Annotated in this window: 10 protein-coding genes and 2 tRNA genes; 10 read left to right on the forward strand and 2 right to left on the reverse strand. The window is 33.8% G+C overall.

Features of this window, described 5'->3' with window-relative positions; all coding sequences use genetic code 11:
• The first annotated feature begins 908 nt into the window (after window positions 1-908).
• Both Q1A60_RS20220 and Q1A60_RS20225 read left to right on the forward strand, forming a co-directional pair.
• Window positions 909-2,159 carry a sodium:proton antiporter gene (locus Q1A60_RS20220; RefSeq protein ID WP_299769163.1) on the forward strand — a complete coding sequence of 417 codons (1,251 nt, stop codon included), beginning with the start codon at window positions 909-911 and terminating at the stop codon, window positions 2,157-2,159.
• A gap of 280 nt (window positions 2,160-2,439) precedes the next feature.
• Complete coding sequence (locus Q1A60_RS20225; RefSeq protein ID WP_299769166.1) at window positions 2,440-2,901, forward strand: RNA methyltransferase; 462 nt, start codon at window positions 2,440-2,442, stop codon at window positions 2,899-2,901.
• On the opposite strand, the gene Q1A60_RS20230 is transcribed toward Q1A60_RS20225, so the two are convergent.
• Window positions 2,896-3,408, reverse strand: coding sequence for a GTP-binding protein (locus tag Q1A60_RS20230; RefSeq protein WP_299769169.1), 513 nt, complete (start codon window positions 3,406-3,408; stop codon window positions 2,896-2,898). The genes Q1A60_RS20225 and Q1A60_RS20230 overlap by 6 nt on opposite strands.
• Before the next feature lie 334 nt (window positions 3,409-3,742).
• Between Q1A60_RS20230 and era the strand changes: the two genes are divergently transcribed.
• Together era and Q1A60_RS20240 are read left to right on the forward strand one after the other, a co-directional pair.
• Window positions 3,743-4,627 carry a GTPase Era gene (gene era / locus Q1A60_RS20235; RefSeq protein WP_299769172.1) on the forward strand — a complete coding sequence of 295 codons (885 nt, stop codon included), beginning with the start codon at window positions 3,743-3,745 and terminating at the stop codon, window positions 4,625-4,627.
• 261 nt (window positions 4,628-4,888) lie between these two features.
• Window positions 4,889-5,422 (forward strand): RNA methyltransferase, encoded by a 534-nt coding sequence (locus Q1A60_RS20240; protein WP_299769175.1) that lies wholly within the window; start codon window positions 4,889-4,891, stop codon window positions 5,420-5,422.
• 678 nt (window positions 5,423-6,100) lie between these two features.
• On the opposite strand, the gene Q1A60_RS20245 is transcribed toward Q1A60_RS20240, so the two are convergent.
• A complete protein-coding gene (locus tag Q1A60_RS20245; RefSeq protein ID WP_299769178.1) occupies window positions 6,101-6,493 on the reverse strand; it encodes a hypothetical protein in 393 nt (130 codons plus the stop codon).
• 481 nt (window positions 6,494-6,974) lie between these two features.
• On the opposite strand from Q1A60_RS20245, the gene mutS reads away from it, so the two are divergent.
• The 6 genes from mutS to Q1A60_RS20275 all read left to right on the forward strand — a co-directional run bounded on the left by mutS (window position 6,975) and on the right by Q1A60_RS20275 (window position 14,569).
• A complete protein-coding gene (mutS, locus tag Q1A60_RS20250; RefSeq protein WP_299769181.1) occupies window positions 6,975-9,599 on the forward strand; it encodes a DNA mismatch repair protein MutS in 2,625 nt (874 codons plus the stop codon).
• Window positions 9,600-9,748: 149 nt separating this feature from the next.
• Window positions 9,749-9,820 (forward strand) — tRNA-Gly (locus Q1A60_RS20255).
• 61 nt (window positions 9,821-9,881) lie between these two features.
• A tRNA-Leu gene (locus Q1A60_RS20260) sits at window positions 9,882-9,965 on the forward strand.
• Between the two features lie 822 nt (window positions 9,966-10,787).
• On the forward strand, window positions 10,788-11,534 hold the full coding sequence (locus tag Q1A60_RS20265) for a LytTR family transcriptional regulator DNA-binding domain-containing protein (protein WP_299769184.1): 747 nt from the start codon (window positions 10,788-10,790) through the stop codon (window positions 11,532-11,534).
• Between the two features lie 442 nt (window positions 11,535-11,976).
• Window positions 11,977-12,426, forward strand: coding sequence for a hypothetical protein (locus Q1A60_RS20270; RefSeq protein WP_299769187.1), 450 nt, complete (start codon window positions 11,977-11,979; stop codon window positions 12,424-12,426).
• A gap of 124 nt (window positions 12,427-12,550) precedes the next feature.
• The gene (locus Q1A60_RS20275; protein WP_299769190.1) at window positions 12,551-14,569 is read left to right on the forward strand and encodes a tetratricopeptide repeat-containing sensor histidine kinase; all 2,019 of its coding nucleotides are present in this window, start codon (window positions 12,551-12,553) and stop codon (window positions 14,567-14,569) included.
• Window positions 14,570-14,583 lie beyond the last annotated feature (14 nt).

The raw sequence follows: 14,583 nt of genomic DNA on the forward strand, positions 1-14,583 counted from the left end.
TTTAGGAGTTTAGGAGTTTAGGAGTTTAGGAGTTTAGGAGTTTAGGAGTTTAGGAGTTTAGGAGTTTAGGAGTTTAGAAAAGATATATAAGATACGATTATAGTAATTTATATTGAAGTATTTAATAATAAGATTTCCTCCTTCGAGGAAATGAAATAGATTGTGTAAGGTGATTGAAATCACCGACAAGAAGTAGAAATAGAGTAATACTCTAACGATAGAGTAGTACTCTATTTTGTGTTTTTGAAAAACTTTTCCCCTTGGAGAGGAAAGGTGGCTGTGTGGGGGTAACGAGACACAGACGGAAGGGAGCGTATACTATGTTTGTTAGAATAGGTAATTTCGATACAATTTAAATCTTCACGATGTTTCGTTTTAAAATCACTCAATTATCTATTTTTTGAAACTTAAAAGCTCTTTCTTTTGGAGAGAGATGAAACTCTTATGAATAACACACCCCTTAGTCCCCTCTTTTTAGAGGGGAAACTCATACCCCTATCTGGAGGGTTGTATATTATACGCTTTAACATTTCGTTCTCCCTGTGGTTGTTAATCTCACAAGATCGCTTTCGCGAAAGCAAACCATTAGTTATTAAAAAGCTCCTTCCCTTGGAGAGGGAAGGTGGCTGTGTGGAGGTAACGAGACACAGACGGAAGGGAGCGTATACTACGTTTATTAGAATAGGTAATTTCGATACAATTTTAAATCTTCACGATGTTTTGTTTTAAAATCATTCAATCACCAATATTTTCCTTAGAGACAGAAGGGAGCGTATACTATGTTTGTTTTCCAGAGTAGATGCCTTCGATACGTTATTGCAACGAGCATACCTTTTCGCGAAAGCGGAATGATGTTTATAAAAATAGATACCTATCTTTACTTCCTAAATAACTACCCATAAAAATTCATGGATTACTTTCTAATCATCACCATACTTGTAGGACTTTCGGCTGCATTTGGATATATCAATGTACGTTTTTTGAAACTGCCTAACACTATTGGCTTGATGCTCATTACTATTGTATTTACACTAGCGATATTTGCTTTGAGTTATATTGATGATACCTTGTTACATGCTGAGCGTTATATTATCAAACAGATAGATTTTAGGACCGTACTACTGGATATTATGTTGAGTTTCCTACTATTTGCAGGCGCATTACATACAAATTTTGAACAGCTCAAAATACAACGATGGCCGGTATTAGTTTTTTCAACGCTGGGTGTATTAGTCTCTACATTTCTAGTAGGGGCTGTGATGTATTATTTATTGCCTTTATTCGGATTGCAGGTCGCTTTTATTCACTGTTTATTGTTTGGGGCGTTGATCTCTCCTACAGACCCCATAGCTGTGTTAGGAATCTTAAAACAAGCTGGAGCTCCAAAAAAACTAGAAACCAAAATAGTAGGCGAATCCTTATTTAATGATGGTGTAGGCGTTGTTGTGTTTCTTACTATTTTTCAAATCGCTTCCTTTGGAACAGAAAATATAGAGGTGTCTGCAATTTTTAAACTATTTGGTCAAGAAGTAATTGGAGGTATCGGTTTAGGCGCTATTATAGGATGGATTGTATATCGTCTCATGAAATCTATAGACGATTATTATATAGAAGTTATTATTACCCTTGCTGGCGTGATGGTAGGAACCGCTATTGCACATAAGTTTCACCTTTCTGCACCACTTGCTATGGTAACTGCGGGACTTATTGTAGGAAATGATACCATACGAGGCACTGCTATGTCTGAAATCACAGAGAGTTATGTAGATAAATTCTGGGAACTCATCGATATTTTATTGAATGCCTTACTGTTTGTTTTAATTGGTATGGAGATGCTGGTACTTGTCGTAGAAGGCAAATATGTAGTTGCAGGATTATTAGCTATTCCTATAGTGTTACTATGCCGTTATGCGTCTTTATTAGTCCCTATTAATTTCTTTAAAAAACGATTGGATTTTGTGCCTCAAACCAATCTTATTATGACATGGGGCGGATTGCGAGGCGGAATTTCTATAGCACTTGCTTTAGGACTTTCTGATGAGATGAATAGAGAGTTGTTTCTAGTAATTACCTATGTAATTGTTGTTTTTTCTATACTTGTACAAGGACTCACCATTGGGAAGTTAGTGACATGGGCGCAAAAGAGAGGATTAAAGTAGGATTAGTTTTTCTTGTTAGCATGCTTACTTTTTTAAATTCGAATATGTCTTTCCCCGACCCTAAAGGGCGGACACATTCTCAAATTGTTAGGATATTTAAAATTTTCACTCCCTTTAGGGTTGGGGAATTGAAAATTTGATGCTTAAGTTATATCTACAAAGCGCGTACAAAAAAGGATTCGAGGCAAAGAATAAAGGTTGCGACATCAAATTCTCTTTATTTTACCAAAATGCACATAAGTTTGAAAATAGTCTTCTTCTAAAATGATATTTTTGCTATATGAAAGTAGACAATTTCACCAATGAATTTTTTGGTGTAGGCATTCAAAATGGAAAAACGCCTGAAAACTTAGGTGTCTTATGGAGAAGTGCTCAAAACCTAGGCGCAAGCTTTATTTTTACCATTGGAAATCGCTATGCAAAACAAGCAAGTGATACCCATAATGCAGTCAAAGCAATGCCCTATTTTCATTATGATACCTTTACCGATTTTTACAACCATCTGCCAAAGGGAGCAAGACTCGTAGGGGTAGAAATGCATGAAACGTCAGAGCCGTTAGAAACCTTTGAACATCCGAGGCGTTGTGTTTATCTCTTAGGAGCCGAAGATCACGGACTCTCAAAAGAAGCCATCGAGAAATCTCATTTCCTAGTACAGTTTCCTTCAGAAATGAGTCTGAATGTAGCCGTTGCAGGAAGTATCGTGCTGTATGATAGAACTCGTGCAAAACCAAGATCATGATCTTATTATTTCATAATCTTTAAGCGTGTTGTACATAAAATAGTGTAGCATTTTCATTTCTTTTTTCCCAGCTTCCTTTCCTAATCTTCCTGAAAAGTAGAGAACAAACCAAAGGATAAAAAACAATACCATTAAAACTAAAGGAGTTGTAAATGAGGTTTTTAAAACAATACAACTATACATCCATATACCTGCGCTAATAAATAGGGTCGCCACAATAAAATGCAAAAACATAAATAATGTCCAGACGGTAGGTTTAGGCCCAAAAAGCCCTTTAAGTACTGTAGGTTGTTGATCTAATTTATAAATTTCCAGATGTAGTTGAGGTGACCAAAAATGCTGTTTGTGTTTTGGGATTCTAATAAACACATGATCATCAACACGACTTATTATAAAATCTTTTTGTGTTTCGGCTACCTCTTTAAATGCATGTAATACATTCTCAGGCAATGCATTCAGTTCCAGTGAGAATCTAGGACGTAATGTAATATCATTAGAAAATTCCATAAGGTCTAAATGTAGAAGGTTCAGAAGCAAAAAATGATGACATTTATCATAGGGAACGGATTATGAAGAATTTTTGATTCTAAATTTTTACGCTTTCGCGAAATCGAGCTAGCGAGACCTGCCTGCCGGCAGGCAGGTTCACGACCAATGGGAGAGTGAAACGCTAAAGCGTACCCAGAAACCAAAGAAGTTAATTAGATAACGTATCCTAACCATTAACCATTAACCATTAACCATGAACCATGAACTCTTGACTCTTGAGATTTGAAATTTGCGATTTGGTAATTGATCATTTGAGATTTATATACCCTACCTTTGCAGCAAATAATACCATATGTCTCATAAAGCAGGTTTTGTAAATATTATAGGAAATCCTAATGTAGGAAAGAGTACGCTTATGAATGCGTTTGTAGGAGAGCGATTATCTATTATCACCTCAAAAGCACAAACCACGCGTCACCGTATATTAGGAATTGTAAATGGAGAAGATTTTCAGGTTGTTTTAAGTGATACACCCGGTATCATAAAACCCGCATACGAGTTACAAGCATCGATGATGGACTTTGTAAAAAGTGCGTTTGAAGATGCAGATGTGCTTTTATATCTCGTAGAATTAGGTGAAAAAGAATTGAAAGATGAAGCCTTCTTTACTAAAATTCGCAATGCTAAAATCCCTGTATTATTATTAATTAATAAGATTGATAAAGGGAATGAAGAACTCTTAGGAGCAGCACTCCAATTATGGTCTGAAAAAGTACCTAATGCTGAGGTGTTTGCTATTTCAGCACTAGAAAATTTTGGAGTAGAAGAAGTATTTAAGCGTATTATAGAAGTACTTCCAGATTCACCTCCATTTTATCCTAAAGATCAGCTTACTGATAAGCCAGAGCGCTTTTTTGTAAATGAGATTGTACGTGAGAAAATCTTAATGCATTATAAAAAAGAGATCCCATATTCAGTTGAGATAGAAACGGAAGAGTTCTTTGAAGAAGATACCATTATCCGTATGCGATCTGTGATTATGGTAGAGCGCGATAGTCAGAAAGGAATCATTATAGGGCATAAAGGAACGGCACTTAAAAGAGTAGGTGTAGAAGCGCGTAAAGATTTGGAAAAATTCTTTGGCAAGCAAGTGCATTTAGAACTGTATGTAAAGGTGAATAAAAACTGGCGTAGTGATCAGAAGCAATTACGTCGTTTTGGGTATAATCAGAAATAGTATTTGAGAAAAGAATATAGATCACTTTGCTTATAGAACATAGACTTATATATTATTATGAATACATGTTTTTATAATTGGAAAACAGAACTAATAAAATAAGCAATAACTACTGAGGCAATCTAAAAAGTATATTTGAATGTCATTCTGAATTTATTTCAGAATCATACATCGTTTTTTAATGTGATGAGAAACTAAAACAAGTTCAGTTTGACTAAAATTTAGATTTTTAGTTACCCTAGTCCGAAGGACAGATAGCGTATGAATAGAAAATTAAAAAATAGCGAACTCACCCGAAAGTCGGTAACTGAGTTTAAGGCTTCAGAAAAAACACCTTTAATTATTATTCTGGATAACATACGAAGTCTTAATAATATAGGCTCTGTTTTTCGCACAGCCGATGCTTTTTTGATTCAGAAAATCTATTTATGCGGAATCACAGCACAGCCTCCACATCGCGAGATTCAGAAAACAGCATTAGGCGCTACCGATGCTGTAGATTGGGAATATGTAGAAGATACGGTTACGCTTTCGCGAAAGCTAAAACAGGATCATATCCATTTATGTGCTATTGAGCAAGCAGAAGATGCCGTAATGCTTAATGAGTTTACGCCTGAAAAAGGAAAAACCTATGCTATTATCTTTGGAAATGAAGTAAAAGGCGTACAGCAAGAAGTCGTTTCAGAAAGTGACACCGTGATCGAGATCCCTCAATTTGGCACCAAACACTCTCTAAACATCTCCGTCTCTTGCGGGGTAGTTGTATGGGACTTGTTTTCTAAGATGAACGTATAGAAGTGGGGTGGTTGTTTTTTTCTTTTTGTAGTTTTTGGCACAAAAAGAAAAGAACTTTCCGTTCAAGCTCTAAAAGGATCTATTTTCTAAGATCAATGTTCAGTAGCGTGGTGGTTGTTTTAAATATTTTGTAAATTTTTGACAAAATATTTAAAACTTTCCGTTTCAATACTTCAAGGACTTGTTTTCGAAGAGGACTATATAAAACTTGGTGGTGGTTGTATTTTTTATTTCATATTTTTTTAAGGGAATAAAAAATACTTTCCGTTCATGACTTCCTTATTTTGTAAATTTTTGAAAAAATATTTAAAACTTTCTGTTTCAATACTTCAAGGACTTGTTTTCGAAGAGGACTATATGAAACTTGGTGGTGGTTTTTTATAATTTTTTGTAATCTTTTGAATCAAAAAAATATAAAATTTCCGTAAATGAACCTTTCTTTTTGTAGGTTTTTGACAAAATATTTAAAACTTTCCGTTTCAATACTTCAAGGACTTGTTTTGAAGAGGACTATATAAAACTTGGTGGTGGTTGTATTTTTTATTCCATATTTTTTTAAGGGAATAAAAAATACTTTCCGTTCATGACTTCCTTATTTTGCAATCTTTTGAAACAAAAAATCATAAAATTTCCGTTACTAATTTTCAAAGGACTTGTTTTCTAAGATGAGCGTTTAATTTATTGTTTTACATACTCACTCGTAACACAATCATTACAATCTCCTGTAAGTATCAATGAATTCCCTTCAATGGTTATAATTTGACCAATACCATCTCCTACAATGAGCATTTCTCTGAACTCTCCAGACATGGTTTCTCTTACTTGAATACTATAGGCGTTTTCTGATATAATAAGATCATTATCTACTATTCTTGTAATAGTTGTATTTGTAATTTCTAAAGTCATGCTAGTACCTGTTGATTCGGGTGTTGTTGTTTCTCCAGTAATACCTCCTGAAGAACGTACCCAATCCCAGGTGCCAATAAGATTTAAACTATTACTTTGATCATCATCATTAGAACAACCAACCATAAAAAGACTTACAAGTAGAAGAAATAGGAGCTTTTTCATAACAATAACTATTTACTTAATAGATACCTCATGTATAAAATAGTTGCGTATGCTAGATGTTAATTATAAAGCACGTTGTGCGTTTTGATTAAAATTATGAGATATTGAGCTTCTTTAAAAGAACAAGGATATCAAGATTTACGAATGTTGGAAAATGCATTAAACAGAAAAAATAATGGTAGGCTAGGATTTACTTTTATCAAATTAGTTGAGGTAAAAAAGAATGTAATTTTATGTATAATTTTTAGTTATTAAAATGATTTACACTATCATTAATTCTTATGAATTTTTAATTCATATTCGCGTATTATATTGATTTTCAGTTTAATTTGATGTGCATCCTTGAAGCAAAATCTAAAAAGCTCTTAAATGGTCTTATTTTGCGTTTTATAAAATAATATTGGTTTATAACTGTGAAAAATTGGTGATAACTCCTATTGCATAAGATTTGCAAAAATCACTCAAAAAAGTACCTTGCGATATGGCAAAAAGCACTCAAAAAAAGGTGACTCCTTTAATGCAACAATACAATACCATCAAGGCAAAATATCCTGATGCGTTATTACTTTTTAGAGTAGGAGATTTTTACGAAACCTTTGGGGAAGATGCAGTAAAATCGGCAGGTATTTTAAACATTACCTTGACCCATCGTAATAATGGAGGTGATAAGACCGAGTTGGCTGGCTTCCCGCATCATTCTTTAAATACGTATTTGCCTAAGCTCGTAAAAGCAGGATGTCGTGTGGCTATTTGTGATCAGTTGGAAGATCCTAAAATGACCAAGAAAATTGTAAAACGTGGGGTGACAGAATTAGTAACACCTGGCGTGGCACTTAATGATGAGGTATTATCTGCAAAACAGAATAATTTTTTGGGCGCTGTACATATCGGAAAACGAACATTAGGCGTCGCTTTTTTGGATGTATCGACCGGAGAGTACCTCACAGCACAAGGCGATGAAGCCTATATAGATAAATTACTACAAAATTTCGCGCCAAGCGAATTATTGATTTCAAAGAAACAGAAAACTGCTTTTTCTACCGCATTCGGTCCTGACTTTCATACCTTCTTTATGGAAGATTGGATTTTCAAAACCGATTATGCGTTTGAGTCGTTGAATAAGCATTTTAAAACGAATACACTTAAAGGGTTTGGAGTAGACCACCTGGAAGAGGGGATTATTGCTTCGGGTGCGATTTTGCATTATCTGGGAGAGACACAACATCATAAATTAGAGCATATTTCCCGTATTAATCGCATTGCTGAAGATGAGTACGTATGGATGGATAGATTTACCATTCGTAATTTAGAGTTGTATCATACCGCTTTCGCGAAAGCGATCACATTATTAGACGTTATTGATAAAACGACCTCTCCTATGGGAGCGCGATTGTTAAAACGCTGGCTGGCATTACCACTAAAGAATGTAGATAAAATAAAGCAGCGTCACGAAGTCGTTTCGTATTTACTCGATGATGACGTATTGTTTGAAAAACTACGTCATTACATTAAAAATATGGGTGATGTAGAACGCTTAATAAGTAAAGTCGCTACTGGGAAAGTGTCTCCACGTGAAGTGATCCAACTTAAAAACTCGTTGGAAGCCATGGTCCCTATAAAAGCCTTGAGCTTGCAAGCAAAAAATGAAGCCCTACAAATTATAGGAGAAGGTATTCACGAGTGTGAGTTACTGCGCTCTAAAATTAAAGAGACACTTAATGAAGAAGCACCTGTGGCTATAGGAAAAGGAGGTGCGATTGCTACAGGATTTCATGAAGAATTAGACGGACTTCGAAATATTGCCTTTTCGGGAAAAGATTATCTCGATAAGATGTTACAACGAGAGACAGAGCGTACGGGTATTACCTCGCTAAAAATAGCCTCCAATAATGTATTTGGCTATTATATAGAAGTCCGTAATACGCATAAAGATAAAGTACCTGAAGAGTGGATCCGAAAACAAACCCTCGTAAATGCAGAGCGTTATATTACTGAAGAACTTAAAGAATACGAAGCTAAAATATTAGGCGCTGAAGAACGTATCCTAGGAATAGAACAGCAATTGTTTTCTGAGCTTGTACAATGGATGATGCAGTTTATACCTCAAGTACAACATAATGCAAATTTAGTCGCACAATTGGATGTCTTGGCCTCTTTTACACAACTCGCAAAAGATAATAATTATGTTCGTCCGTTGGTAGATGATTCTCAAGCATTGACCATAAAAGAAGGACGTCACCCTGTGATTGAAAAGCAATTGCCTCTGGGAGAAAGCTATATCGCAAATGATGTATATCTGGATAGAGAAGCACAACAAATGATCATGATTACTGGGCCTAATATGTCTGGTAAGAGTGCTATTTTGAGACAAACAGCACTGATTGTGCTCCTAGCACAAATGGGAAGTTTTGTGCCTGCTACCGAGGCACATATTGGAATGATAGATAAGATTTTTACCAGAGTAGGGGCAAGTGATAATATCTCTATGGGAGAGAGTACCTTTATGGTAGAAATGAATGAAACCGCAAGTATTCTGAATAATATTTCAGATCGTAGTTTGGTATTACTAGATGAAATAGGACGAGGTACCAGTACCTATGACGGAATTTCTATTGCGTGGGCAATTAGTGAATACTTACATGAGCATCCAGGACGTCCTAAGACATTGTTTGCAACACATTATCATGAACTCAATGAAATGTGTGAAACGTTTGAACGTATTAAAAATTATAACGTTTCCGTAAAAGAGTTAAAAGATACGGTGTTGTTCTTGCGTAAATTGGTGCCAGGAGGAAGTGCGCATAGTTTTGGGATACACGTAGCAAAAATGGCTGGAATGCCACAACAAGTAGTACGAAGAGCGACAAAGATGATGGAGAAGCTAGAAAAGTCGCATGGAAGTGAAGAACTCACCGGAAAATTAAAGGATGCTGCCGATGATGAGATGCAATTAAGTTTCTTTAATTTGGATGATCCATTACTAGAACAAATCAAAGAAGAAATCTTACATACAGATATAGATACACTTACACCTGTAGAAGCGCTTATGAAGTTGAATGAAATTAAACGAATGCTTGTGAAAAAGAAAGAAAATAAGACTTCGTAAAGCGCTGAAATATACATGATTATGATTTATTTTAAAGTTTATGCTAAATAAGGTGCATATTTTTTTAAAAAACGTTTTGCCAAATGTAGAAAAGCTGTAAATTTGCATCCGCTGTTTGAAGCAGTGGAGTTCTGAGAAGAACACATAATGCGAAAGTAGCTCAGGGGTAGAGCATCACCTTGCCAAGGTGGGGGTCGCGGGTTCAAATCCCGTCTTTCGCTCTGAAAAATTTGACATACTGAATTAAAAATATACCAATTGTTTTGCTTCCGCAAAACAGATGCTCGAGTGGTGGAATTGGTAGACACGTTGGACTTAAAATCCAATGTCCATTAGGACGTACGGGTTCAAGTCCCGTCTCGAGTACAAAAGGCTCTTCATTTTATGAGGAGCCTTTTTTGTTTCCGCGAAGGCGGAAATCTCATGGACTTTCTAAAATCATGATATAAGGTAATTTTTCTTTGTGATGATTGACCACTTAAACTCTCTTTTATGTATATACGCTTTCGCGAAAGCGTATAAAGCACCTTTAATCAATGTAAATTGATATGCTATTATTTCCTCAAATAATTAGGTGAAATACCTAGTCTATTTTAACAATATACAATCCGTGTAGTACGTAGTTGAAATATTTTAAATAGTACGTTTTTTTGTTGTCTTGAAATGATGTTTTAGTTCTTTACTAAAAGTTGAATATAGGCTCATTTAAAATAAATACCTTCTTCTAAATAATAATTAAATCCATATACGCTTTCGCGAAAGCGTATAAAGCACCTTTAATCAATGTAAATTGATATGCTATTATTTCCTCAAATAATTAGGTGAAATATCTAGTCTATTTTAACAATATACGATCTCCGTCTAGTGCGTAGTTGAAACTTTTAAATAGTATGTTTTTTTGTTGTTTTTAAATGATGTTTTAGTTCTTTACTAAAGGTTGAATATAAGCTCATTTTATTTGTGTATTCTATGGTAGAAGACAACTTTTTTTCCCTTTGATAACGTATTACTAGAAGATGTAAATAGACTACATGTAAAAAATCAAGGGGATTTGATGTGAATGCCGTATCACAATTACGGTAAAACCACAAGTAAATTACGGGTAGAATAACTAGCTTAACTGTCACTTAAGACCCCTAAATATACCCCTTAAGTAAATACGATGTATTCTCACTAAATTAAATCGTCATGGAACACTCATATGTTATTATTGATAGCAATCCTGAAACAGTATATGCTATCCAGCTTGCAATGGAAAATTTTAACAATTTTATCTGTATTGGAATTTCTTCCGGAGAACAGGAAGGATTGGATATGATCTTAGAAAGAAATCCCTCTTTGGTATTTCTGAATATAGAACTAGAACATCATAATTCTGGTGTTACTTGTTACTATCTAATGGATGCACTTCAAAAGTATATGGATGTATTGCCACAATTTGTAGCTTTAGCTTCCTCTGCAAAATATGCTATAGAAGGAATACGTCATAGTGTCTTAGATTATATTATCACACCTATAGATAAAAATGTGTTGAGACGTACCTTATTTCGTTTTAGAAAATCGGCATTTAGCGCACCAGCAGATATAAATGATACCCTTTGTTTAAAATCATATGGTGATTATAAGTTTGTAAACACAAATGAAGTCCTTTTTTTAAAGGCAGATAATAACACGACAGACTTTGTAAGAGTAAATGGAACTACGGTGAGCGCCTTTAAAACATTGAAGTTTTTTCAAGAGTCATTACCAGAACATTTTATAAGAGTGCATAATAGTTATATTGTAAATAGTCATTATATCTCAAGAATACATTTTGGTAAATCACAATGTACTATGGAGCACAGTGATTTTGCAGTTCCTTTTTCAAAGTCTTATAAAGAAAATGTAGAAGCAATACGTGACAATTTTTATAAGCGTAGTCTAGTGATTGCTTAATAAGTATTACAGAAAGTGCTAGTTACTAGCACTTTCTGTATATATTCAATGTTCATATAATGGAACATTGAATTAATAAAAGGGTGTGTATCTACTAAAGAAACTCCAAAACACTTATTTTTAACAAAAAAATAGCATTTTTTCAAAATCGTCATATACTCGTATATGAGGGTCATCTACATCTATATCTAGTATAAGTACTAGATAGCCTTTTAATTACTATTTAACTACCTCACTTCTCACTAATTTTACACCGTTATAACAAACCAAAACAAGTGTTGAAGCTTCATACAAATCATTAAAATCACATGAAATGGGAATATGTGAGTATAATGATACTAATAGATAATTTTTAATAATCCCCAATCCCTGAAAGTAATAACTAAATAGGTATGCCACGGCATTACTTGATATTTAAACCACTACTAAACACACCACACTGATGAAAACATACATACAAACACTCACTATATTATTTGCTGTCGCTTTATTCTTTTCTTGCGAATCAGATCCTATATTAGAAGATTTTGAAATTGCAAATTCCCTAAATATAGAAGAGATTGAAGTTGTAGATGATAATACTAACAATAAAACACAAGAAGAAGCAGCTGATGTTGAAGATGATGATCTTCCTCCAAAAGAAGATGGAATAGTAGAAGATGATGATCTTCCTCCAGGAGGAGAAGGGAAAGTAGAAGATGATGACATCCCTCCAGGAAATGAAAAAGGAGTAGAAGATGATGACATCCCTCCAGGAAATGAAAAAGGAGTAGAAGATGATGACATCCCTCCAGGAAATGAAAAAAGAGTAGAAGATGATGACATTCCTCCAGGAAATGAAAAAAGAGTAGAAGATGATGACATTCCTCCAGGAGAAGTTGATGGTAACTAAAAACTATAATTTATAAACAAACAAAGAAAGTTCACTTGTAAATATAAAAGTGGACTTTCTTTGTTTTACTAATTTTAAGCTTTTGTTTTTTTATAAAAGAATTATATTTCAGATATTTAGCACAATGAAAAACAATATATACATATGTTTTCTAAGTCTCGTTTTACTCATATCTTGCGATGACGGGTTTTCTGATTTTAATACTGATGAGAAAAATATAGAACCCTTTGAAAAATATCAAAGGTTAGTTAACAATACTTCTATAAAAAGACCTGATAGGTTTAAATATATAGATAGCATGATTGCTATTACTAGAGATTTGCCTCGTGATACATTAATGAGACAATATTTGTTAGATATAGCAACTTCATATGAAAATTTAGATGTAGAAGACTCTAGTTATATTTATAATCATAGAGCTTTAAAGTTAAGTTCCTTAATTAAAGATTCTGTAGGATTGGCTAAATCCAATTATATTTTAGGATTATATCATTTAAATAATGATGTTTTGGATAGCGCATATGCATATTTTTATAATTCAGAAAAATTATATGATAAGGTGCATAATGTTAAAGCTGGAGGTTATTCAGCTTTGGCAATGGCGATAACTCAAAAAAATGTAAGAGATTATGTAGGGGCTCAAGAAAGTTCAATTAAAGCAATTAAACTTTTTGAAAAAATTGATGAAAAAAGATATTTAGCATCTTCATACAATAATTTAGCAATAGTCTCTAAATCTCTTGGAGAATATGAAAGTTCAATTGATTACTATAAAAAAGTACATGAATATCGGAAGGAGTTAAAAAAAGGAGATAAATTATTAAATAGTAGTACGCTTAATAATTTAGGGATGGTGTATATGGATATGGGTGATTATTCAGAAGCCATTTCAAATTTTAAGAAAGGACTTTTATATGATAGTTTAGAAATTAAAAAACCTAAAGCTTATGTTCGTTTAATCGATAACTTAGGATATGCTGAGTATAGAAACGGTAATATGGAGTCTTTTCCAGGTTTGTTGCTGGAGGCTTTAAACAAAAGTTCAGATGAGAATGATCGAATAGCAATGGTCTCAAGTGGTATACACCTTTCAGAAATATATTTTGAAAAGGGAGAGAAAGAATTATCTAAATATTATGCAGGAAATGCCTATAAAACTGCCAAAGAGATTACGTATAATGATGGTATACTTGGATCTTTAGAACTTCTGATGGAGGCCTCAAATTCTAATGATGGTATTGCGTATGGTAAAGAATATATACGTATAAGTGATAGTTTGCAAATGGAAGAAAGAGTTTTCCAAAATAAGTTTGCACGTGTTCGTTTTGAAACAGATCAATTAGAAGTAGCCAAAAACAAAGCCACAGAAACCTCTAGACGTTTGATTATTATTTTTTCTATAAGTGTCATTATATTTTTAATAGGCTATATCCTACTACAACGTAGAAATAATAGAAAAGAACTAGAGTACCAGGAAGGACAACAAAAAGCCAATGAAGAAATCTTTAACCTCATGCTTGCGCAACAAGGAAAACTAGAGGAAGGGAAGCACTTAGCAAAACAACGTATCTCTGAAGAGTTACATGACGGTATTTTAAGTAGACTCTTTGGACTACGATTAAGCTTAGATAGTTTAAATAATAAACATGGTAAAGAAGTAGAGGTCTTACGATCTAGTTATATAGATCAGTTAAAAGATCTGGGACAAGAAATTAGAAAAATATCTCATGATCTTAATAACGAAACCTTTACACAAGACACCTTATATCCAGATGTACTTAAAAAATTATTAAAAGATCAATTTGAAGCACAGAAGGTAACCTATGATTTTCTATATGATCATACCATCAATTGGGATTTGATTTCAAACTCTAAAAAAGTACATATATACCGTATTATTCAGGAGTGTCTCATGAATATTAATAAACATGCCAGTGCAAAACATATTACTGTAACCTTTAAAAGTCACGATGATAACGTACAACTTACCATAGAAGATGATGGTGTAGGAATGGATACAACAAAAGCAAAATCTGGTATTGGAATGAAAAATATCAAATCTCGTGTAGCTCAAATAGCAGGTTCCTATAAAATTATTAGTAAAATGAATCTTGGAACTCAAATCCAAATATCATTTAATTAAAAATTTAGTATCTT

This window comes from uncultured Dokdonia sp. (genome assembly GCF_947492535.1).
Taxonomy (GTDB): domain Bacteria; phylum Bacteroidota; class Bacteroidia; order Flavobacteriales; family Flavobacteriaceae; genus Dokdonia.

Bases quoted from the DNA above. Each gene is read 5' to 3' on its own strand.
- Q1A60_RS20220 (WP_299769163.1), top strand. From the start codon at position 909: ATGGATTACTTTCTAATCATCACCATACTTGTAGGACTTTCGGCTGCA.
- Q1A60_RS20225 (WP_299769166.1), top strand. From the start codon at position 2,440: ATGAAAGTAGACAATTTCACCAATGAATTTTTTGGTGTAGGCATTCAA.
- Q1A60_RS20230 (WP_299769169.1), bottom strand. From the start codon at position 3,408: ATGGAATTTTCTAATGATATTACATTACGTCCTAGATTCTCACTGGAA.
- era (WP_299769172.1), top strand. From the start codon at position 3,743: ATGTCTCATAAAGCAGGTTTTGTAAATATTATAGGAAATCCTAATGTA.
- Q1A60_RS20240 (WP_299769175.1), top strand. From the start codon at position 4,889: ATGAATAGAAAATTAAAAAATAGCGAACTCACCCGAAAGTCGGTAACT.
- Q1A60_RS20245 (WP_299769178.1), bottom strand. From the start codon at position 6,493: ATGAAAAAGCTCCTATTTCTTCTACTTGTAAGTCTTTTTATGGTTGGT.
- mutS (WP_299769181.1), top strand. From the start codon at position 6,975: ATGGCAAAAAGCACTCAAAAAAAGGTGACTCCTTTAATGCAACAATAC.
- Q1A60_RS20265 (WP_299769184.1), top strand. From the start codon at position 10,788: ATGGAACACTCATATGTTATTATTGATAGCAATCCTGAAACAGTATAT.
- Q1A60_RS20270 (WP_299769187.1), top strand. From the start codon at position 11,977: ATGAAAACATACATACAAACACTCACTATATTATTTGCTGTCGCTTTA.
- Q1A60_RS20275 (WP_299769190.1), top strand. From the start codon at position 12,551: ATGAAAAACAATATATACATATGTTTTCTAAGTCTCGTTTTACTCATA.